General features: G+C 37.7%; 22 protein-coding genes and 1 tRNA gene. 20 read left to right on the top strand and 3 right to left on the bottom strand.

Annotated elements, in window-relative coordinates:
* Nucleotides 1-253 precede the first annotated feature (253 nt).
* From ACVRWY_RS08025 to ACVRWY_RS08015, 3 genes are all read left to right on the top strand, one after another.
* Nucleotides 254-832: a glycoside hydrolase family 73 protein gene (locus ACVRWY_RS08025; RefSeq protein ID WP_354369700.1), complete on the top strand. Its 579-nt coding sequence runs from the start codon at nt 254-256 to the stop codon at nt 830-832.
* Nucleotides 833-870: 38 nt separating this feature from the next.
* Nucleotides 871-1542: a hydrolase gene (locus tag ACVRWY_RS08020; RefSeq protein ID WP_354369699.1), complete on the top strand. Its 672-nt coding sequence runs from the start codon at nt 871-873 to the stop codon at nt 1540-1542.
* Between the two features lie 64 nt (nt 1543-1606).
* Nucleotides 1607-1678, top strand: a tRNA-Arg gene (locus tag ACVRWY_RS08015).
* A gap of 44 nt (nt 1679-1722) precedes the next feature.
* On the opposite strand, the gene ACVRWY_RS08010 is transcribed toward ACVRWY_RS08015, so the two are convergent.
* On the bottom strand, nt 1723-1854 hold the full coding sequence (locus ACVRWY_RS08010; protein WP_435533040.1) for a hypothetical protein: 132 nt from the start codon (nt 1852-1854) through the stop codon (nt 1723-1725).
* 29 nt (nt 1855-1883) lie between these two features.
* Nucleotides 1884-2099, bottom strand: a complete 216-nt coding sequence (locus ACVRWY_RS08005) for a hypothetical protein (RefSeq protein ID WP_354369698.1) — start codon at nt 2097-2099, stop codon at nt 1884-1886.
* A gap of 113 nt (nt 2100-2212) precedes the next feature.
* On the opposite strand from ACVRWY_RS08005, the gene ACVRWY_RS08000 reads away from it, so the two are divergent.
* The 16 genes from ACVRWY_RS08000 (at nt 2213) to ACVRWY_RS07925 (ending at nt 18462) form a co-directional block, all read left to right on the top strand.
* Nucleotides 2213-3415, top strand: coding sequence for an FtsW/RodA/SpoVE family cell cycle protein (locus tag ACVRWY_RS08000; RefSeq protein WP_354369697.1), 1203 nt, complete (start codon nt 2213-2215; stop codon nt 3413-3415).
* A gap of 312 nt (nt 3416-3727) precedes the next feature.
* Nucleotides 3728-5680, top strand: a complete 1953-nt coding sequence (gene gyrB, locus ACVRWY_RS07995; RefSeq protein ID WP_354369696.1) for a DNA topoisomerase (ATP-hydrolyzing) subunit B — start codon at nt 3728-3730, stop codon at nt 5678-5680.
* Between the two features lie 88 nt (nt 5681-5768).
* Nucleotides 5769-7493, top strand: coding sequence for a septation ring formation regulator EzrA (gene ezrA / locus ACVRWY_RS07990; RefSeq protein WP_354369695.1), 1725 nt, complete (start codon nt 5769-5771; stop codon nt 7491-7493).
* Nucleotides 7494-7868: 375 nt separating this feature from the next.
* The gene (gene hisC / locus ACVRWY_RS07985) at nt 7869-8915 is read left to right on the top strand and encodes a histidinol-phosphate transaminase (protein WP_354369694.1); all 1047 of its coding nucleotides are present in this window, start codon (nt 7869-7871) and stop codon (nt 8913-8915) included.
* Nucleotides 8912-9889 (top strand): ATP phosphoribosyltransferase regulatory subunit, encoded by a 978-nt coding sequence (locus ACVRWY_RS07980; RefSeq protein ID WP_354369693.1) that lies wholly within the window; start codon nt 8912-8914, stop codon nt 9887-9889. Before hisC ends, ACVRWY_RS07980 begins: the two co-directional genes overlap by 4 nt.
* Nucleotides 9886-10533, top strand: a complete 648-nt coding sequence (hisG, locus tag ACVRWY_RS07975) for an ATP phosphoribosyltransferase (RefSeq protein WP_354369692.1) — start codon at nt 9886-9888, stop codon at nt 10531-10533. The genes ACVRWY_RS07980 and hisG overlap by 4 nt, the downstream gene beginning before the upstream one ends.
* Complete coding sequence (gene hisD / locus ACVRWY_RS07970; RefSeq protein ID WP_354369691.1) at nt 10530-11813, top strand: histidinol dehydrogenase; 1284 nt, start codon at nt 10530-10532, stop codon at nt 11811-11813. The genes hisG and hisD overlap by 4 nt, the downstream gene beginning before the upstream one ends.
* Nucleotides 11800-12447 (top strand): phosphoserine phosphatase SerB, encoded by a 648-nt coding sequence (serB, locus tag ACVRWY_RS07965; RefSeq protein WP_354369690.1) that lies wholly within the window; start codon nt 11800-11802, stop codon nt 12445-12447. Before hisD ends, serB begins: the two co-directional genes overlap by 14 nt.
* Nucleotides 12444-13028, top strand: a complete 585-nt coding sequence (gene hisB, locus ACVRWY_RS07960; protein ID WP_354369689.1) for an imidazoleglycerol-phosphate dehydratase HisB — start codon at nt 12444-12446, stop codon at nt 13026-13028. Before serB ends, hisB begins: the two co-directional genes overlap by 4 nt.
* A gap of 18 nt (nt 13029-13046) precedes the next feature.
* Nucleotides 13047-13670 carry an imidazole glycerol phosphate synthase subunit HisH gene (gene hisH, locus ACVRWY_RS07955; protein ID WP_354369688.1) on the top strand — a complete coding sequence of 208 codons (624 nt, stop codon included), beginning with the start codon at nt 13047-13049 and terminating at the stop codon, nt 13668-13670.
* Nucleotides 13671-13701: 31 nt separating this feature from the next.
* A complete protein-coding gene (hisA, locus tag ACVRWY_RS07950) occupies nt 13702-14421 on the top strand; it encodes a 1-(5-phosphoribosyl)-5-[(5-phosphoribosylamino)methylideneamino]imidazole-4-carboxamide isomerase (RefSeq protein ID WP_354369687.1) in 720 nt (239 codons plus the stop codon).
* 3 nt (nt 14422-14424) lie between these two features.
* Nucleotides 14425-15183 carry an imidazole glycerol phosphate synthase subunit HisF gene (gene hisF / locus ACVRWY_RS07945; protein ID WP_354369686.1) on the top strand — a complete coding sequence of 253 codons (759 nt, stop codon included), beginning with the start codon at nt 14425-14427 and terminating at the stop codon, nt 15181-15183.
* Nucleotides 15180-15497 (top strand): phosphoribosyl-AMP cyclohydrolase, encoded by a 318-nt coding sequence (hisI, locus tag ACVRWY_RS07940; protein ID WP_354369685.1) that lies wholly within the window; start codon nt 15180-15182, stop codon nt 15495-15497. Before hisF ends, hisI begins: the two co-directional genes overlap by 4 nt.
* An 8-nt stretch (nt 15498-15505) precedes the next feature.
* On the top strand, nt 15506-15820 hold the full coding sequence (gene hisE / locus ACVRWY_RS07935; protein WP_354369684.1) for a phosphoribosyl-ATP diphosphatase: 315 nt from the start codon (nt 15506-15508) through the stop codon (nt 15818-15820).
* A gap of 150 nt (nt 15821-15970) precedes the next feature.
* A complete protein-coding gene (locus ACVRWY_RS07930; RefSeq protein WP_354369683.1) occupies nt 15971-17212 on the top strand; it encodes a hypothetical protein in 1242 nt (413 codons plus the stop codon).
* Nucleotides 17213-17316: 104 nt separating this feature from the next.
* On the top strand, nt 17317-18462 hold the full coding sequence (locus tag ACVRWY_RS07925; protein WP_354369682.1) for a glycerate kinase: 1146 nt from the start codon (nt 17317-17319) through the stop codon (nt 18460-18462).
* On the opposite strand, the gene ACVRWY_RS07920 is transcribed toward ACVRWY_RS07925, so the two are convergent.
* Entirely contained in the window at nt 18459-18908 is a 450-nt protein-coding gene (locus ACVRWY_RS07920; protein WP_354369681.1) for a DUF1694 domain-containing protein, read from the bottom strand. The two genes, ACVRWY_RS07925 and ACVRWY_RS07920, sit on opposite strands and share 4 nt — an antisense overlap.
* Nucleotides 18909-19105: 197 nt before the next feature.
* Between ACVRWY_RS07920 and eno the strand changes: the two genes are divergently transcribed.
* On the top strand, nt 19106-20413 hold the full coding sequence (gene eno, locus ACVRWY_RS07915) for a surface-displayed alpha-enolase (protein ID WP_354369680.1): 1308 nt from the start codon (nt 19106-19108) through the stop codon (nt 20411-20413).
* The last annotated feature ends 239 nt before the right edge of the window (nt 20414-20652 follow it).

Here is a 20652-nt window from a genome sequence, read left to right as displayed (position 1 = left end):
ATATGAACCCTTTCTAATGTGAGTTTCGTCGCTTTTCATTATAGGTCATATGGGACCTTTTTCTATATTCAAAAAGGCTCCATAATTTCCACGGTGTTCTTACCCACTACAGAAATTATAGAGCCATTATTTTATTATTGAAATAAACTTAGTAAGTTAGAAGTATTTTTATGAATTGTTTTTTATTGAGTTAAAAAGGTGGCTAGGTTATAATGTTGATAAAGACGCTCAAAGCAAAGATGGAGGTTATCTGATGAAAAAGACGAAGTGCCTATTAGCATTTGTCCTACTTACAATTTTCTCAAGCCTGTGTTTAGTTTTTCTTTTTAGTAAAAATAAGGATTTAAAAGTATCTGGATATGACTATAATCAAGTAACAATTAATTTTATTCATACCATTGGGGAGGATGCAAAAGCTATTGCAGATGCATATGGTTTGTATCCTTCAGTGATGATTGCACAAGCTGTTTTAGAGTCTCAAAGTGGACAGTCTGGTTTGGCTGTGAGTGATCATAATCTTTTTGGGATCAAAGGTGATTACAACGGCGCCAGCGTTACCATGAAGACTTGGGAAGATGATGGGGAAGGAAATGCATACACTATTGATGCGGTTTTTCGATCTTATCCTAGTGTGTCAGAGTCATTGGAAGATTATGCTGTTCTTTTGACAACCTCACCTTATTATACTGGTACTTGGCGTATTAATACTGTTTCTTATCACGATGCGACGGCAGCTTTAACAGGAACTTATGCAACAGATACACAATATGGTGAAAAATTAAATGCATTGATAGAATCTTATGGTTTGACAGTCTATGATGATCTTCCTTAAGATGGGTTGGCTACAGAGTGAAAGAGAGGTAATAAAAATTGAAAGAAGATAATATTCCTAATGTGATGTCTAATTTACGGCAAGAGATTGTTCGTGTCCCAGAAATCATTAAATCTTGTTCTGGGATTAGAATATATGGCAGAAGGATTCGCTCGATTTTATTTTCAACAGATGTTTCAATCATAGCCAATAATGATGCAGATGCTGTTTTGGCGGTTTATCCATTTACCCCGCATCCTGCTATTTTGAAAAGTATTATGATGGTTGCTTCTGTTCCTGTGTTTTCAGGTGTTGGTGGAGGATTAACAAATGGAACACGTTCTGCTAATATGAGTTTATTAGCTGAATCAGAAGGTGCTTATGCTGTTGTTTTAAATGGGCCAACAAATGTAAAAACCATTGAAAAAGTGAATCAAATGATCGATATTCCAATTATTTATACAGTCTTATCTGATCAGATTGATTTAACATCACGTATTGAGGCTGGAGTGGATATATTAAATATCAGTTGTGGTGCTGACACAGCTAGAGTTGTGAAAAAAATACGTCAGCTCTATCCTGATTTTCCTATTATTGCAACAGGAGGACCTAGTGAAGAAAGTATTTTGAGTGTCATTCAAGCAGGAGCGAATGCAGTGACCTATACAGCACCAACTAGTAGTGAGCTATTTAAAGAGAAAATGAAAACCTATCGAAATGGAAAAAATTAGGGTAGCTTAATTTTTCCTTGAAAAAAATACTTGTCTAAGGTAGAATGGAGGAAGTAGATTCTTTGTTCCCTTAGTTAAATGGATATAACACCTTCCTCCTAAGAAGTAGTTGCTGGTTCGATTCCGGCAGGGAATATAAATAATGAGCAAAAACCCTTATTTCAAAGGGTTTTTGTTGTTTTACTCATCTAAAAGGAGCAACCGAGGGGCAATTTTTTTCGTTGCTTGGTTGATAAGCTCTTTCATGTTGGCGGTAACATGCGAGTAGATGGATAGTGTGGTCTTTGGGTCTGTATGCCCGACGCGCTCCATAATAGCTTTTAAAGGAACACCATTTTCTACTAGCTTGGATAAGCTTTTCTCTGGCTATTAACAAGGATAACATTGGTGTCAGTATGATAGTAGGAAGTTAGTGAATTTATAAGGTTGTCAGACACGCTTATTTGCCTTTCAGAAGCTTTTGTTTTAGGGGTGGTATACTCTGTTGTATGGAAGTTATAGGTCGCTGAGATGGTGATAATAACATTGTCAGCACTTATTTCGTCTTTAATTAGCATCGCCAACTTTTCATAAGAGTAGTTTTTATTTAACAAATCTAAAATTTTCATACGGTAGAGGTGAGGAAACGTGCTATAATGAAATAGTTATATTTTGGAGGTAAACGGCTGTAATGAAAAAAAATTCGATAGATAACCGCATTGACTATTCTTTAATTTTACCTGTTTTTTTACTGTTAATCATTGGTGTGGTAGCCATTTATGTCTCTGTTCATCATGATTATCCTAATAAGCTTGGGATCGTGATGGTACAGCAGGCTGCTTGGTTGGTACTAGGTGTGGTAATTAGTTTTGTCGTTATGCTTTTTCCGACAAAATTTTTATGGCGAATAACACCTATTTTATATTTATTTGGGCTATGTTTAATGGTTATGCCTTTGATTTTTTACAGCCCTTCCTTATATGCTTCAACAGGGGCGAAAAACTGGGTGACAATCAATAATATGACCTTATTTCAACCTTCTGAATTTATGAAATTATCTTATATTTTGATGTTGGCGAGAGCCTTGGTGGTTTTTCAACAGAAAAAAGAGGATGAGGGCTTGTCAGCAGATTTTCGATTGCTTGGTTTGATGTCTTTGATTACTGCACCTGTCTTGTTCTTATTATTTTTACAAAAAGATCTTGGGACAGCCTTGGTCTTTATGGCTATTTTTGCAGGATTGGTCTTAGTATCAGGTGTATCTTGGAAGATTATTTTATCTGTCCTTGGCTTAGCGGTGACAGCTGTGACAGTCTTTTTGGTTATTTTTTTAATGCCAAATGGTAAAGAATTTCTAAACGATATCGGTATGGATACTTATCAAATCAATCGTATTTCAGCCTGGTTAAATCCATTTGAATATGCTGATACGGTAACCTTCCAGCAAGCACAGGGCTTGATTGCAATTGGAAGCGGTGGATTACTGGGTAAAGGATTTAATCAAATTGAATTAGCCATTCCAGTACGAGAAAGTGATATGATTTTTACTGTCATTGCAGAAAATTTTGGTTTTTTGGGAAGCAGTGTAGTTCTAGGTTTGTACTTACTATTGATTTATCGGATGGTGAGAGTGACATTTGAATCCAATAATCGTTTTTACACCTATATATCCACTGGATTTATTATGATGATTTTATTTCATATTTTTGAAAACATTGGTGCTGCCGTAGGGATTCTTCCCTTGACAGGAATTCCCCTTCCTTTTATTTCACAAGGGGGAAGTGCGATGATATCTAATTTGATTGGCGTTGGCTTGGTGTTATCTATGGCCTATCAAAATAATCTAGCTGAAGAAAAGCAGATGCAAAGTCAATTACGTCGAAGTTGGCGTTAATTGAACAGAGAAGAGTAAAACCTAAAAATAATTTATTTCAATGAATTGTATACTTGAAAACATTGGGACTGAGAGATTAGTTCTGATGTTTTTTATTATTTTTAGAAAAAGGCTAGCTAGCTCATTTTCTAGAATTTAGATATTAGTAAATTCTGTAAAAAATAGATGAAATATGATATAATATCACTTATGGACTATTCTGATAATGAACGTCATTTTAGATAGTCAATCGATGAAATATTGTGCCAGTTAATGATGTATTTAGCGCACTAAAATGCATGATTTTAGCATGAATTAGGATAGGTTAGGGAAATGGTAGAAGATCATAAAAATTTAGAAGATTTAGCAAAAGAATATGATGCTAGTCAAATCCAAGTGTTAGAAGGTTTAGAGGCTGTTCGGATGCGTCCAGGGATGTACATTGGTTCAACCTCGAAAGAAGGTTTGCATCACTTAGTTTGGGAAATTGTTGATAACTCTATCGATGAGGCTTTAGCTGGTTTTGCTAGCCAAATCCAAGTGTTTATTGAGTCTGATAATTCTATTACAGTTGTTGATGATGGACGAGGAATTCCAGTTGATATTCAAGAAAAGACTGGACGGCCAGCGGTTGAAACAGTCTTTACCGTCTTGCATGCTGGAGGAAAATTTGGTGGTGGCGGTTATAAGGTATCAGGTGGTCTGCACGGTGTAGGCTCTTCTGTCGTGAATGCTTTATCGACCCAACTTGATGTTCATGTACATAAAAATGGGCAAGTTTACTTTCAAGAATACCAACGTGGTCAAGTGGTTGCTGATTTAGCTGTTATTGGCACAACAGACCGTACAGGAACAACAGTTCACTTCACCCCAGACCCAGAGATTTTCACTGAGACAACTGTATATGATTACGCTAAACTTTCTAAACGTATTCAAGAATTGGCCTTTTTAAATAAGGGGTTGCGCATTTCAATTGAAGATAAACGAGATGGGGAAGAGAAGAAAGATACTTTTTACTATGAAGGTGGAATCATTAGTTATGTTGATTTCCTCAATGAGAAAAAAGACATCATTTTTAACACCCCTATTTATACTGATGGTGAGATGGAAGGGATTGCAGTTGAAGTTGCTATGCAATATACAACTGGCTATCATGAAAATGTCCTAAGTTTTGCCAATAATATCCACACTCATGAGGGAGGAACTCATGAACAAGGTTTCAGAACGGCCTTAACGCGTGTGATCAATGACTACGCTAAGAAAAACAAAATCCTAAAAGAAAACGAGGATAATCTAACAGGAGAAGATGTTCGTGAGGGATTGACCGCCGTTATCTCTGTCAAACACCCAAATCCACAATTTGAAGGACAAACAAAAACAAAACTCGGGAATAGCGAAGTTGTTAAGATTACAAATCGTCTATTTAGTGAAGCATTTTCACGCTTCTTGTTAGAAAATCCTCAAATTGCTAAAAAGATAGTCGAAAAAGGGATATTAGCTTCCAAAGCCCGTATCGCAGCAAAACGCGCTAGAGAAGTGACACGTAAAAAATCAGGGCTAGAGATTTCAAATCTACCAGGTAAATTGGCAGATTGTTCTTCAAATGATCCCACTCAAAATGAATTATTTATTGTCGAAGGAGATTCAGCAGGAGGATCAGCTAAATCGGGTCGTAACAGAGAGTTTCAAGCTATCCTACCGATTCGAGGAAAAATTCTAAACGTGGAAAAAGCGACTATGGATAAAATTCTTGCCAATGAAGAGATTCGTAGCTTGTTTACTGCTATGGGAACTGGTTTTGGGGCAGACTTTGATGTGACTAAGGCACGTTATCAAAAGCTAGTCATTATGACAGATGCAGATGTTGATGGGGCGCATATCAGGACCCTTTTGTTAACCCTTATCTATCGATTTATGAGACCTGTTTTAGAAGCTGGTTATGTCTATATTGCTCAACCACCGATTTACGGTGTCAAAGTTGGAAGTGAAATCAAAGAATACATCCAACCAGGACAAGATCAAGAGGAACGATTAAAAGATGCAATGGAGCGATTTAGTGCAGGAAGGTCACGTCCAACTATTCAACGGTATAAAGGTTTGGGAGAGATGGATGATCATCAATTATGGGAAACAACAATGAACCCAGAGAATCGTTTGATGGCTAGAGTAACGGTTGATGATGCTGCAGAGGCAGATAAAATTTTTGATATGCTGATGGGGGATAAAGTTGAACCTCGTCGAGAGTTTATCGAAGAAAATGCTGTTTATAGTACATTAGACATCTAATACTATATTTAGAAAATCTGTACACATTGAGAGTAAGTATGTTATAATCAAAGGAAACACAGATTTTATTTAAACCAAGGAGATAAACATGCCAAGCGGAATCGTATTGCTGATTGTAGCCATAGTTGTTTTGATTATTTTGGCTTACATTGTCGGTATTATCATAAGAAAACGAAATGATTCTACTATTGAAAAATTAGAAGAACGAAAGAATGAGTTAGTTGCTCTACCAGTGAAAGATGAGATAGATGAAATTGAGTCCCTTCACTTAGTTGGTCAAAGTCAAACTAACTTTCGCGAGTGGAATCAGAAATGGATGGACCTATCTGAAAATACTTTTCCTGATATCGACCATCATATTTTTACAGCTGAAAATTTAAATGATACCTTTAATTTTGTGCGTGCAAGACATGAAATTGCTACTGTGGAGAGTCAACTAAACATCGTAGAAGAAGATATCAAATCTATTCGCGAAGCACTAGGTGTCTTAAAAGAACAGGAAGAGAAAAATAGTGCACGTGTCAAACATGCCTTAGATCTTTATGAAACCTTGCAAAACGGCATTTCTGAAAATGAAGATAATTACGGAACAACTAAGCCTGAGATTGACAAACACTTGAAAAATATCGAAGCCGAGTTCACCCAATTTGTTACCCTAAATACTTCAGGAGATCCCGTTGAAGCAGCTGAGATTTTAGATCGTGCTGAAGAACATACGATTGCTTTAGGGCAAATCACAGAAAAAATTCCTGCAATCGTAACAAAGCTAGAAGATGATTTTCCTGATCAATTAGATGATTTAGAAAGTGGTTATCGCCGTCTGATTGAGGAAAATTATCAATTTTCTGAAGAAAATATTGAAACACGATTCCAAGAAATTAGACAATCTATTCGTGATAATTCTGAAGAGTTAGTGACCCTGGAGTTGGATCGTGCTGCAGAAGAAAACGAACTCATTCAACAAAAAATTGACGCTCTTTATCGCTTGTTTGAAGATGAGATTGCTGCACACCAGAAGGTAGTAAAATCTAGTCGCATTATTCCAGATTATTTGGCGCATACACGAGAAAACAACAAACAATTGCTTGCTGAGTTAGAACGTCTATCTGAACGTTATGTCATCAATGAAAAACAAAGTTCGATAGTTGATGCTTTTGAGGGACAGTTAATAGAGATGGAAGAAACGACCTTGGAACAAATTAACCATCTTCAAGTTCCTGAAAAGCCTTTCTCAGACTTGGAAAAAATATTTGAATCTACTCTTGAGGACTTAAAAACAATTGAGGAAGGGCAACTGGATGTGGTGTCTGCCCTTAAGGAAATTGAAAAAAATGAAGATCGTTCAAGACAAAAAGTGGATATTTTTGTGAATAAATTACATTCCATCAAGCGTTTTATGGAAAAACGCAACCTACCTGGTATTCCTCAGGATTTCTTGAACCTCTTCTTTAATACTAGTCATCACCTAGAAAATCTGATCGAAGAATTGAACCATACAAGAATTAACATAGATACTGTTGAGCGAATGACAGAGGTTTCTACATCAGCGATTGATAATCTTGAAATGACAACTTACGAGATTATTCAAAATGCGACATTAACAGAGCAATTATTACAATACTCCAACCGCTATCGTAGTTTTGAGCCAAATGTTCAGGCGGCTTTCCTTGAAGCCTTGCAACTCTTTGAAAGAGACTTTGATTACCAAGCTTCATTTGATACGATTTCTCATGCATTAGAAGTAGTTGAGCCGGGAGTAACAGAACGTTTTGTAAAATCTTACGAAAAAACTCGTGAAAATATTCGTTTTTAATCACAATCATCGAACTAAATATTGATTTAGTTCGATTTTTTTATGACTTTTACTTGCAATATTCTGAATATTCTTGTAAAATAGATAAAAACTAAATCGATGAGAGAAAAAGTCTAGAAAAATTGACAGAGAGTGCTGCAAGCTGAGAAAGTACACAAAGTCTAGACGACACATTCTTGAGTGCGGGTGCGAACTAAGACATTACAGTAGTGCTCGACGTTTGGTCCACGTTACGGATAGAGTCAATGACTCTTTGAGAACAGTTCTGGCGACAGACTGTTGAAAAAAGGTGGAACCACGTGTCAACGTCCTTGTGAAAACAAGGGCGTTTTTTGTATCTTGTTAAATTAAAGTCTAATCAGAAAAGGAGAAAGTATGAAAGGATTACGTCAAATTGAACCCTATGTGGCAGGTAGCCAGCCTAAACAACAGCAAATGATAAAACTCAATACGAATGAAAATGCTTATGCTCCCAGCCCTAAAGTCCTAAAAGCTTTATCTACTTTTACTGGGGAAGATCTTCGCCGTTACTCTAGTCTAGATCAAGCTGATTTAAAAGATGCTTTAGCTAGTCAATTAGGTGTTTCTCCTAGACAATTGATTATAGGTAATGGAAGTGATGATATTTTATCCATGGCCTTTCTAAGTTTTTTTAATTCCAATGATCCTGTTCTTTTTCCAGACTTAACTTATGGTTTTTATAAGGTGTGGGCTGATTTATATCAAATTCCTTTTAAAGAAATCCCACTAACAGAAGGTTTTGAAATTGATTCATCCGATTATCGTGGTAGGATAGGTGGGATTATTCTAACCAATCCTAATGCACCAACGGGGATATATAAACCATTGTCTGAAATTGAAAAAATTTTACAAACCAATCCTGATATTGTTGTGATTGTTGATGAAGCTTATATTAATTTTGGTGGTCAATCTGCCATTCCTTTGTTAGAGACTTATTCCAATCTTTTTATCACAAGAACGTTTTCCAAAGATGCGGCTTTAGCAGGATTACGAGTGGGTTATGGAATTGGAAGTCCAGAATTAATTGGGGTAATAGACGCTGTTAGAAATGCTATTAATCCTTATAATGTAGATGCCATAGCTGAAAAGTTAGCTACTGAAGCTGTCAAGGATTGGTCTTATTATGAGAAGACTATTTCTAAAATTTGTGCAACACGAGATTGGTTTAGTCATGAGTTAATAAATATAGGGTTTGATGTTTTACCGAGTTTAACTAATTTTATCTTAGTAAAACCAAAGAAGACATCTGCTGCTAAGCTTTTTTCAATCTTAGAACAAGAAAAAATTTATGTCCGCTATTTTCCAAAAGTAGAGCGTATTAAGGACTATTTGAGGATATCTATTGGTCAAGAAGATGAAATGAAACAAGTTTTATCTGTTATCAAGGAGGCAGAGAAATGAAAAAAAATACTTTACCTTTAGGGATGCATGATAAGCTGTTTAAGCGAGCTAAAGTGATGTATCAAATTGAAAGAAAAATCAGTGATTTATTGATAGAACATGGTTTTTATCGTATTGAAACACCGACTTTAGAGCATTATCAAGTTTTTTCAGATACAGTCACCACTGAACATTACCATCTTTTTGATAGGACAGGAGAACTCTTAGCTTTAAGACCAGATATCACTAGTCAAATTGGACGTGTCATTGCCTCAACACGTGTTGAAACACCTATTAAGTTTTCTTATTCTGGTAAGGTTTTTAACTACCATGAAGAGATGAGAGGGTTGACTAACGAGCACACACAAGCAGGTGTTGAAATTGTAGGCTATCCTCAGAAACAAGCATTGTTAGAAGCTATTCGTATGGCAAAGTTATCCTTAGAAGCTAGCCATGTTCTTGCTTATCAATTTGAATTTTCGCATGCTAGTATTTTACAGACTATTTTTGATGGCTTACAGCTGACTGAATCAGAGTTACAAACACTCAAGGAGAGTATTAAAGAGAAAAATATTACCAAACTCAATATGTTTACTCAAACCCACCCCAGTCAGTTTGATGCACTCTTAAAAGAATTACCTTATCTTTTTGGCAATAGTCAGACTGTTTTAGCTCGTGCTAAAAGCCTTACTCAAAATCAACAGATTTTAGATGCCTTGGATGAAATCGAAAGCTACTTAGAGAGTCTTGGTCAAGATTTGGTTTCTCCTTCTCTTGATTTAGCACAAATCCCTAATATGCCTTATTATACAGGATTGATGTTTAAGGTATTTGGTGAAAAGGTTCCCGATCATTTTGTGTCAGGTGGAGTTTACGATAAATTGTTTGAGCGTTTTGGAACGACAGAACTGACAGCAGTAGGTTGGGCAATTGATATTGATTCTGTCTACCAAGCCATTAAGGACCAAATTGTATTTGAGAAGGGAGATCTATGACAAAACCTATTACGATTGCTCTTACCAAGGGGCGAATTGAAAAAGATACGGTTAAACTTTTTGAAAAAGCAGGATTTGACATGAGTTTTATGTCGAATAAGGGACGAAATTTAATGTTTGAAAGTCCTGATCGCTCTTTTAGATTTTTATTGGTTAAAGCACCTGATGTGACAACTTATGTTCGTCACGGTGTCGCTGACATTGGTGTTGTTGGTAAGGATGTTTTGATTGAACACCCCACAGGTTATCTTGAGATGTTAGATCTTAATTTTGGCTTGTGTAAATTCTCAGTGGCATCCATTCCAAGCTATAATCCTAATGACCATAAGCGAAAACGCATTGCAACCAAATACCCTACGGTGGCACGACAGCATTTTAATCAAAAAGGAGAGGATGTTGAGATCATCTCTATTCAGGGGTCTGTTGAGATTACGCCAGTTTTAGGATTGGCAGATGCCATTGTTGATATTGTCGAAACAGGTAATACTTTAGTGGCCAATGGTTTAGAGGTTTTTGAGGATATTTGTCGTATTTCAACTCGTATGATTGTGAATAAAGCAGCACTAAAAAATAATCCAGCTATTATTTCTTTTATTCAAAAAATCGAAACGATTGTAGGAAATCAAGAGGAGGACTTCAAATGAAGCGATTAAATGGGTCTGTTGAAGAGATTTCAAAACAGTTATATCAAGAACAATTAGTTTTAAGTCAGCAAAACGCTAACGTTGAAGAGGCAGTATTGACGATTTTAGAAGAGGTTAAAAATCGTGGAGATCAAGCCCTGTTTGACTTTTCCAAGCAATTTGATCAACTTGTTCCAAAAAAATTAGAAGTCTCTGAACAATTAATTGAACAAGCATTTTTAGAGATAGCACCAGAAGTGTTGGAGGCTTTAAAAAATGCTAAGACTAATATCGAAAGTTACCACAGACAGCAATTAGAAACAGGTTTTGAAGATTCTCCTAGTCAGGGAGTGATTCGAGGGCAGTTGATTCGTCCTATCCAACGTGTTGGTGTCTATGTTCCAGGCGGGACAGCTGCTTATCCTTCATCTGTTTTGATGAATGTTATCCCAGCTAAAATTGCAGGGGTCAAGGAAATTATTATGATAACTCCACCGCAGGAGAAGTTTGTGCCAGCTATCTTAGTCGCTGCAAGACTTGCTGGAGTTGATAAAATCTATCAGGTTGGGGGAGCTCAAGGGATTGCAGCCTTAGCTTATGGTACCGAAACGATTCCTAAAGTGGATAAGATTACAGGTCCTGGAAATATTTATGTTGCAACAGCTAAAAAACTGGTTTATGGTCTTGTTGGAATTGATATGATTGCAGGCCCTTCTGAAATTGGGGTCATTGCAGATGACTCAGCTAATCCTGTTTACGTCGCTGCTGACTTACTCTCTCAAGCAGAGCATGATGTTTTAGCACGCGCGATTTTAGTGACCAATTCAGAACGATTAGCTCAGGAAGTGGAACTAGAGTTAGAAAAGCAACTTCAAACCTTACCAAGAGAAGCCATTGCACGTCCTTCTATTGAGAACAATGGACGTTTAATTGTAACAGAGAATCGACAAGATATGTTTGAATTAATGAATCAGATTGCACCAGAGCATTTAGAGATTGCTATGGATGACGCCTACGACTATCTTGATCAAATTGAAAATGCAGGCTCTATCTTTTTAGGGCACTTTACAAGTGAACCGATTGGCGATTACTACGCTGGAGCTAACCATGTCTTGCCAACAACAGCAACAGCAAGATTCTCGTCAGCTCTTGGTGTTCACGATTTTGTGAAACGGATTCAATACACACAATACAGTCAAGAAGCTGTATTGAAAGCAGAAAACGATATTACAAGCCTAGCTTATGCAGAAGGGTTGCAAGCTCATGCTAGAGCTATTGAGGTGAGAAATGACAAAAATTAAGGGACTACTACTGATGGATGTAGATTCAACACTCATCAAAGAGGAAGTGATTGATTTATTAGGGGAAGAAGTAGGCTTAGGCGAAAAAATAGCTGATATTACTGAACGTGCTATGAAGGGAGAGTTAGATTTTAAAACTGCTCTTGATGAACGTGTAGCACTTTTAAAGGGGTTGCCTGATTCTATTTTTGAGAAAGTTTTGACCCGTATTCACTTTAACCAAGGAGCGAAAGAACTTGTTGAAGAACTTCATCAAAGAGGCTATAAAGTAGGTGTCGTATCAGGTGGATTTCATGAAACAGTGGATAGATTGGCTGAGCAGTTAGGTCTTGATTATGTTAAGGCGAATCGTCTAGAGGTTAAAGATGGCTATCTAACTGGTCGTACACTAGGTGAAATTGTGACTAAGGAGGTCAAAAAAGATAGTTTGATCAATTGGGCCAAGGAAAATCACTTGGATTTATCAGATACTATCGCAATGGGAGATGGAGCCAATGACCTTCCTATGATTCATCAAGCTGGTATTGGGATAGCTTTTTGTGCCAAAGAGGTTGTACGAAAAGAAGCTCCCTATCACATTAATGAGCCAGATCTTTATCAAGTGATCAGGATTTTAGATGAGGTAAAAAAATGAGACAAGCAACAATTGAACGAAATACTTTTGAAACAAAAATTAAATTAAGTCTGAACTTAGATGTCCAAGAGCCTGTTGATATTCAAACAGGTGTAGGTTTTTTTGACCATATGTTGACCCTTTTTGCTCGCCATAGTCGAATTTCTCTGGTTGTTAAGGCAGACGGGGACTTGTGGGTGGATAGCCATCATACTGTGGAAGATGTTGGAATTGTTTTGGGTCAAGCGCTCAGAGAAGCACTTGGTGATAAGGCAGGTATCAATCGTTATGGAACAGCCTTTGTTCCAATGGATGAAACACTCGGTATGGCTAGTCTAGATTTATCAGGTCGCTCTTATCTCGTATTTGATGCAGATTTTGCTAATCCTAAACTTGGTGAGTTTGACACGGAATTGGTAGAAGAATTTTTCCAAGCTTTCGCCTTTAATGTTCAAATGAACCTTCATCTTAAAATTTTACATGGCAAAAATAGTCATCATAAGGCAGAGAGTTTATTTAAAGCAACAGGACGTGCCTTGCGTGAAGCAGTGACAATAAATCCAGATATTAAAGGCGTCAACTCAACTAAAGGAATGTTATAACATATAAAGGAGTAGACGATGATTATTGTGATTGATTATGATGCTGGCAATACAGCAAATGTTCTGCGTGCCTTGAAAAATCTTGGGGCTAAGGCTGAGCTGTCTAGTGATAAGGATAAAATCGCATCAGCGTCAGGCTTGATTCTACCAGGAGTAGGGGCTTTTCCGACAGCTATGGCAGAATTGGAAAAAAGAGGCCTTGTTTCTGTTATTAAAGAAGCTGTTGCTCAAGGAAAGCCACTTTTGGGGATTTGTCTAGGGATGCAACTGTTACTAGATGAGGGATTGGAACATGGTGAAACTAAAGGTTTTGGTTTCATTCCAGGAGTTTGTCGTCCGATGAAGGCAAGAAAAAATTACCCCATCCCGCATATGGGATGGAATGACCTTAGAGTAAGAAAAGACACTCCTCTAACCCAGAGAGTAGAGGGGCAAGCGGTTTATTTTGTTCATTCCTATTATACAGATACGCCAAAAGATTATTGTGATGTCGTGGCAGAATATAGTTTTCCTGTACCAGCTATGATTCATAAGGATAAAGTCTTTGGGGTCCAATTTCATCCAGAAAAATCAGGTCAAATAGGTTTGGATATGATGAAACGATTTGTGGATTTATGCCAATCAGATACAGAGAATAAATGAAGAGGCCCATAGAGGCTAGTGAGGTGAATAAATGCAGATTTTACCAGCAATTGATATTCGTGATGGACGTGCAGTTCGTTTATTTAAGGGAGATTTTCAGAAAGAGACAGTGGTGAATCCAGATGTTTTAGAGCAAGCTAAGATTTTTTCTGAGGCAGGAATTGACTTTATTCATGTGGTTGATTTAGATGGGGCACTGGATGGGCGTGCAACCAATCGTAATCTGATTGCCAGCATTAAAGAAAAAACTGGTCTTGGAATTGAAGTTGGTGGAGGAATTCGTAGCTTGGAGCAGATTGCCGATTACCTTTCTGTTGGGATTGACCGTGTGATTATTGGTTCTATGGCGGTGAAAGATCCAGACTTTGTGACGGCTGCTCTCAAGGAGTTTGGTCCAGATAAAATTGTTGTTGGGATTGATGCTAAATCTGGTATGGTAGCGACAGAAGGTTGGCTAGAAACTTCAGATGTTGATTATCTTAGTCTTGCTAAAGCCATGGAAGAAAAAGGTGTGGCATTAATTGTCTATACAGATGTGGATCGAGATGGCACGCTTTTAGGTCCCAACTTTGAACATTATGAAAAGTTGGTCTCTAGTTTAACAAAAACTCAAGTGATTGCTTCTGGTGGGATTCATGCTATTAGTGATTTAGAGAGATTAGAGACTATTGGTGTTTCAGGCACTATTGTTGGTAAGGCCTATTATAATGGCAATATCAATTTGTCAGAGTTAAAAGATTTTGGAGGGTAGCCTATGCTGAAAAAACGCATCATCCCGTGTTTAGATGTTAAAGATGGTCGCGTGGTTAAGGGGGTTAATTTTGTCAATTTGACAGATGTGGGAGACCCTGTCGATGCAGCTAAAGCTTATTATGAGGCAGGATGTGATGAGCTAGTTTTTCTTGACATTACCGCCACACATGAGGATCGTGAGACAACAGTTGATATGGTGAAGCGCGTGGCAGACCAAGTTTTTATTCCTTTCACAGTAGGCGGAGGTATTCGCTCAGTAGAGGATATGAATAAAATGTTAAAAGCAGGCGCCGATAAGGTAGCCATCAATTCTTCTGCAGTGGCTAATCCTAATTTAATCAAAGCCTGCTCTGAAAAATTTGGCAATCAGTGTGTCGTAGTGGCAATTGATGCGAGAAAAGAAGAAGACGGTAGTTGGCATGTTTATGTGGCAGGTGGTAGAAAAGATACAGGACTTGATTTAATTAGCTGGGCTAAAACAGTTGTGAATCTAGGAGCAGGAGAGATTTTATTGACCAGTATGGATCGAGATGGTACAAAGGCTGGTTTTGATCTTGAGATGTTAAATGCCGTTGCTGAAGTGGTCAATGTTCCCATTATTGCCTCAGGAGGAGCAGGAAATCAAGAGCATATGGTTGAGGTATTTGAAAAAACTTCTGTTACAGGTGCTTTAGCCGCCTCTATCTTTCATTTTGGTGAGGTATCTGTTGCAGAAACCAAGGCTGCTATGCAGAAAAAAGGAATCGAGGTGCGTCAATGAGTGTGCAGTTAGATTTTAAAAAGCAAGCAGGCTTGATACCAGTTATTGTAACAGATCATCTAACAGGACAAGTTCTGATGTTGGCTTACATGAATGAGGAAAGCTTTGCTTTAACTTTAAAAACCAAACAAATGCATTATTGGAGTCGAAGCCGACAAGAAATTTGGCATAAAGGGGCAACCAGTGGGCACTATCAATATGTTAAATCAATTAAGACAGATTGTGACCGAGATACCCTTTTGATTGCCGTACAGCAAGAAGGTGCAGCCTGTCATACAGGTGCTTATAGTTGTTTTTTTGAAGAGATTTTATAGGAGTGTGTATGTTAGAAAAATTATATCAAGAAGCTCAGCAACGAAAAAAAGCCCCTAAAGAAGGCTCTTATACGAATTATTTGTTTGATAAAGGATTAGATAAGATTTTAAAAAAAGTTGGTGAGGAGGCAACAGAGGTCGTTGTCGCTAGTAAAAATACAGATAAATTAGAAATCGCCAACGAAACAGCAGATTTGTTGTATCATCTTGCAGTATTATTAGTTGAAACCGAAGTGTCCTTGGAAGAAGTTGAAGCCGTCCTTGTTTCACGTCAAGGTAAGACTTCTAAAACTCAAGATCGTAAAGAAATTACAAATTACTGATGAAACGTTTTAGTGACAAAATCTTACAACTCGCTTTCGAAAATAGCAAGGTTGTAACAAAAAATATTTTCTAATAAAAAATCTTATTTCTGACTTGTTATTTTCAAAAAAATCAACTAAACTAGAAGGAGTTAGTTTCAAGGAGTTGTTATGAATCGTTTTTCTCATCTTAAGCTATCGTCTCAAAAGTTGGTTCTAGAAGGACTAGCTTTTCTTATTGTAGGCGTCCTATTAATTCTCTTTCAAGGCCTGACACCCATGTGGTTGGTTAGCTTATTTTTATTTATTTCTTTTCTTTCAGCCACTTATAACTTGTTAAGCCAATTTTGGTCGCGACTTGATAAGATGGAGACACTTTTTTTATCCTTTACTAAAACAATCTTCACCCTGTTTTTGTTGATTTTAATTTGGAATGGAGGAGTTACTTCACAAAATCTAGCCCTATCTCTAGGAAGTTACGCTAGTTTTGTAGGAGCGACACATCTTGTGCTCTTTTTTAAAGAGATAAGAGAAGGAAGCGCTCCTCAAATTCGTTATGCAGTAGATGGTGGTTTATCCTCGCTTTTTGCAATTTCGGCCTTTCTTTTTTCAGATAAGCGAGCCTCTATTCAAATATTGATTATTGGGCTTTATGCTGTTTTTCTTGGAATCATGAATTTATATGATGGTGTTCACCATTTAAGCAGTTTACCGAATAGAAAATTTAAGGGACGTTGGCGAGTAGCTCTCCCTTTAGCTTGGTCTATTTATATTCCAGAAAAATTACTGGCTTTAATCAATCTTTTTTTAGTGGGAAAAACAAGCCATATTATGACATCAGAAACGAGCCAGTGGGATAAAGTAGAGGTGAGTCTTTATTTCCCAGAGATAAAAAGAACGCTTCTTGGAGGTTTGCCTGTCGTTGATATAGGTTATAAAGGAAAAGTTTATCGTTATGGTGCTTATGATGTGACATCAGAGGAAAGATTCGGTCTTCATGCTGATGGTGTCTTGGCTATTACTGATGAAGAACATTACTTAGAGCAAGAAGCCACAGATAGTGTTGAAGGTGTTTATTACACTATTTTATTACAAGCAGATGAGGTTCGGATTTTAGAAGAGCGTTTAAAGACTTTGACAGAGTGTCTAGAGGTATTTGAGCCGTCGGAGCAGACCCGATTAGAGTCTTGGTTGACCAAAGATCAGCTTGATGTCACTGAGCTTTATAAGTTTAAGGATGGGTCTTTAAAACACTACCATCATTTGAAAACAAGTAGTGTAGCCTTGGTGGATTATTTGCTAGAAAAGGCTATTATTGATCGAGGTTTTGTGACTCCAGCCGTTTATAAAGAAGCATTAGCTCAAGCAGAGCAGATAGAGAAAAGTCGCGTTAAAAAAAGAGAGTTATTTTAAAAGAGATGAAGTCTGGCTATAGCCTGCTTCATCTTTTTTATAAAAAGACATCATAGCATCAAAATAGTATAATAGATTTAGCTTATAAGGAAGGGGGATGGACGATGAAAATTATGATTGTACCAGACTCATTTAAAGAAAGTCTTTCTGCAGAAGAAGTGGCTAAAGCCATAAAATTAGGGTTTGAAAAAGTTTTTCCACAGGCAGAGTATCACTTATTACCGGTGGGTGATGGTGGCGAGGGGACTATTTCTTCTCTTAGTGTAGCTCTTCAGCTAAAACGTTCTCATACTACGGTGACAGGACCTTTTGGCCTATTAAAAGAGGTTTCCTATGTCTATCGGGATAAGACGGCCTTCTTTGAGGTAGCCGATATTACGGGTTTGGCTTTGATTCCTAATGAAAAAAGGGATCCTTTAACCATTACCAATGTAGGAGTGGGAGAGTTAGTGAATGATCTCATTCAAAAAGGATTTAAGGAGATTGTTATTGGTGTAGGTGGAACCTCTACAATTGATGGAGGGATAGGACTGGCACATGGGATGGGCTATCGATTTTATGATCAAAAAGGAGAGTTGTTAGAACCTTTAGGAAAAAATTTAAGTAGGGTTGCTCATTTTGAAAAGACACCTCAATGTCCAGACTTATCTGGGATCAAGATAAAGGTCTTAACGGATGTGTCCAATCCATTAGTAGGACCACGAGGAGCTAGTCAGGTTTTTGGACCACAAAAGGGCTTACCTATAGAGAAAATAACGGTCGTTGACTCTGCCTTGAAGCAGTTTTATCAATTGGTTAATCCTCAAGTTTTTACCTTAAGTGGATCAGGTGCAGGTGGAGGGATGGCAGCAGGTTTAGTGACCTTTCTTCAAGGAGAACTGGTGTCTGGAATAGATGAAGTTTTAGAGCTTCTCGACTACGACAGATTGGTAAGAGGTGCCGATTTAGTTATTGTTGGAGAAGGAAGACTAGATCAGCAGAGTTTGTCAGGGAAAGCACCTATTGGGGTAGCAAGGCAGACTCCTAAATCTATTCCCATCATTGCCATATGTGGTTCGTTATCGGATGATTTACCAGAATTTCCATTTGAGAATATTCGTGCAGCCTTTTCCATTATTTCCAAAATTGATAGCCCAGAACACACTTTTTTAAGTGCTAAAGCGAATCTTGAATATACTGCGCAAAATATAGCACAACTATTAAAAATAGCAGCAAAAAACCCAGCTTTTGAAACTGGGGAAAGAATTTAATGGAATAATTTCTTCCAAAAAGGAATTTTTTCATCATTTGTTTTTATTGGTGATTCAAATAATTCAGGATATCGTTCGTGGATATCCTGTTTTTCGACATTAATCGGATGATCAGAGAAAACTATAATGCCAAAAGGAGTCTGACTTTTAAGTTCTTCCACGATACAGGAAGGAATGCCTAAATTTTTGGACGTCTTCATATAGACAAGTTGTAGGCGATCTGAAAGAGTGGGAGAAATTTTGACTTTTAGGGGTTGGTAGTGATGATTAAGTTCTTCTAGAATTGATGGGAAATGTTGAGTAACCTGTTCATTTCGAGCATCTTCCACCAAAATGGTAAGAGCGACGCGTTCTGCATAGGTCCCTAGATATCTTCTTTGCTCATCAGGATGGAGTCGATGCTCTCCTGTGGATGAATTTAATAAACGATCCTCTAAATTAGACATAACTCACCTCAGTAAAAAATGGAATACAGTCATTATATCAGTTTTTGATTTATTGGGCTACTAATGTTATTTTTAAGCTGAACAAATATTAAAAACTCCATAGAAATTTTGAAAAAATGTCACTTTTATTTGATAATCAGTTGAGATTGTGGTATCATAGCAGTGTAAAATATTTAACTCATAAGGAGAGTATTATAATGTCAATTATTACTGATGTTTACGCTCGCGAAGTCCTAGACTCACGCGGTAACCCAACACTTGAAGTAGAAGTTTATACTGAATCAGGTGCTTTCGGACGTGGTATGGTTCCTTCAGGAGCTTCTACTGGTGAGCACGAAGCAGTTGAACTTCGTGATGGAGACAAGTCTCGTTACCTTGGACTTGGTACTCAAAAAGCTGTTGACAACGTAAACAACGTTATTGCAGAAGCGCTTATCGGTTACGATGTACGCGACCAACAAGCTATCGACCGTGCTATGATCGCTCTTGACGGTACTCCAAACAAAGGTAAACTTGGTGCTAACGCTATTCTTGGTGTGTCTATCGCTGTAGCTCGTGCTGCTGCTGACTACCTTGAAGTACCACTTTACAGCTACCTTGGTGGTTTCAACACTAAAGTTCTTCCAACACCAATGATGAACATCATCAACGGTGGGTCACACTCAGATGCTCCAATCGCATTCCAAGAGTTCATGATCATGCCTGTTGGTGCACCTACTTTCAAAGAAGGTCTTCGTTGGGGTGCTGAAGTATTCCATGCTCTTAAGAAAATCCTTAAAGAACGCGGACTTGTTACAGCTGTTGGTGACGAAGGTGGCTTCGCTCCTAAATTCGAAGGAACTGAAGATGGTGTAGAAACTATCCTTAAAGCTATCGAAGCTGCTGGTTACGAAGCTGGTGAAAACGGAATCATGATCGGTTTCGACTGTGCATCATCAGAATTCTACGACAAAGAGCGTGGTGTATATGACTACACTAAATTCGAAGGTGAAGGTGCAGCTGTTCGTACTTCAGCAGAACAAATCGACTACCTTGAAGAGTTGGTTAACAAATACCCAATCATCACTATCGAAGACGGTATGGATGAAAACGACTGGGATGGATGGAAAGCACTTACTGAGCGTCTTGGTGGACGTGTTCAATTGGTTGGTGACGACTTCTTCGTTACAAACACTGAATACCTAGCTAAAGGTATCAAAGAAGGTGCAGCTAACTCAATCCTTATCAAAGTTAACCAAATCGGTACTCTTACTGAAACATTTGAAGCTATCGAAATGGCTAAAGAAGCTGGTTACACTGCAGTTGTATCACACCGTTCAGGTGAAACTGAAGATTCAACAATCGCTGACATCGCAGTTGCAACTAACGCTGGTCAAATCAAGACAGGTTCATTGTCACGTACAGACCGTATCGCTAAATACAACCAATTGCTTCGTATCGAAGATCAACTTGGTGAAGTTGCAGAATACAAAGGTATCAAATCATTCTACAACCTTAAAAAATAATCTCTTATTGAGTTAAATGGGCAAAAGCCCAAGGAGAAAAGCACTCTAGAGCTATGTTCTAGGTGCTTTTTTATTTGGCTCTTTGTCAACTGTAGTGGATAGATAAAAAAGCTAGGCTCTTTGTCAACTGTAGTGGGTAGATGAAAAGCTAACACCTAGAGAGGACGAAATTCGTTCTCTCTTTCTTTATGTTCAAGGCAATCAAAATCCGTTTTTTAAAGTTTTCAAAGTTCCTGAAA

It is taken from the genome of Streptococcus porcorum, from assembly GCF_053203725.1.
Note: the sequence above shows the minus strand (reverse complement) of the source record. Positions and strands in the feature narration are given on the sequence as shown.

Bases quoted from the DNA above. Each gene is read 5' to 3' on its own strand.
- ACVRWY_RS08025 (WP_354369700.1), top strand. From the start codon at position 254: ATGAAAAAGACGAAGTGCCTATTAGCATTTGTCCTACTTACAATTTTC.
- ACVRWY_RS08010 (WP_435533040.1), bottom strand. From the start codon at position 1,854: ATGGAGCGCGTCGGGCATACAGACCCAAAGACCACACTATCCATCTAC.
- ACVRWY_RS08005 (WP_354369698.1), bottom strand. From the start codon at position 2,099: ATGCTAATTAAAGACGAAATAAGTGCTGACAATGTTATTATCACCATC.
- ACVRWY_RS08000 (WP_354369697.1), top strand. From the start codon at position 2,213: ATGAAAAAAAATTCGATAGATAACCGCATTGACTATTCTTTAATTTTA.
- gyrB (WP_354369696.1), top strand. From the start codon at position 3,728: ATGGTAGAAGATCATAAAAATTTAGAAGATTTAGCAAAAGAATATGAT.
- ezrA (WP_354369695.1), top strand. From the start codon at position 5,769: ATGCCAAGCGGAATCGTATTGCTGATTGTAGCCATAGTTGTTTTGATT.
- hisC (WP_354369694.1), top strand. From the start codon at position 7,869: ATGAAAGGATTACGTCAAATTGAACCCTATGTGGCAGGTAGCCAGCCT.
- ACVRWY_RS07980 (WP_354369693.1), top strand. From the start codon at position 8,912: ATGAAAAAAAATACTTTACCTTTAGGGATGCATGATAAGCTGTTTAAG.
- hisG (WP_354369692.1), top strand. From the start codon at position 9,886: ATGACAAAACCTATTACGATTGCTCTTACCAAGGGGCGAATTGAAAAA.
- hisD (WP_354369691.1), top strand. From the start codon at position 10,530: ATGAAGCGATTAAATGGGTCTGTTGAAGAGATTTCAAAACAGTTATAT.
- serB (WP_354369690.1), top strand. From the start codon at position 11,800: ATGACAAAAATTAAGGGACTACTACTGATGGATGTAGATTCAACACTC.
- hisB (WP_354369689.1), top strand. From the start codon at position 12,444: ATGAGACAAGCAACAATTGAACGAAATACTTTTGAAACAAAAATTAAA.
- hisH (WP_354369688.1), top strand. From the start codon at position 13,047: ATGATTATTGTGATTGATTATGATGCTGGCAATACAGCAAATGTTCTG.
- hisA (WP_354369687.1), top strand. From the start codon at position 13,702: ATGCAGATTTTACCAGCAATTGATATTCGTGATGGACGTGCAGTTCGT.
- hisF (WP_354369686.1), top strand. From the start codon at position 14,425: ATGCTGAAAAAACGCATCATCCCGTGTTTAGATGTTAAAGATGGTCGC.
- hisI (WP_354369685.1), top strand. From the start codon at position 15,180: ATGAGTGTGCAGTTAGATTTTAAAAAGCAAGCAGGCTTGATACCAGTT.
- hisE (WP_354369684.1), top strand. From the start codon at position 15,506: ATGTTAGAAAAATTATATCAAGAAGCTCAGCAACGAAAAAAAGCCCCT.
- ACVRWY_RS07930 (WP_354369683.1), top strand. From the start codon at position 15,971: ATGAATCGTTTTTCTCATCTTAAGCTATCGTCTCAAAAGTTGGTTCTA.
- ACVRWY_RS07925 (WP_354369682.1), top strand. From the start codon at position 17,317: ATGAAAATTATGATTGTACCAGACTCATTTAAAGAAAGTCTTTCTGCA.
- ACVRWY_RS07920 (WP_354369681.1), bottom strand. From the start codon at position 18,908: ATGTCTAATTTAGAGGATCGTTTATTAAATTCATCCACAGGAGAGCAT.
- eno (WP_354369680.1), top strand. From the start codon at position 19,106: ATGTCAATTATTACTGATGTTTACGCTCGCGAAGTCCTAGACTCACGC.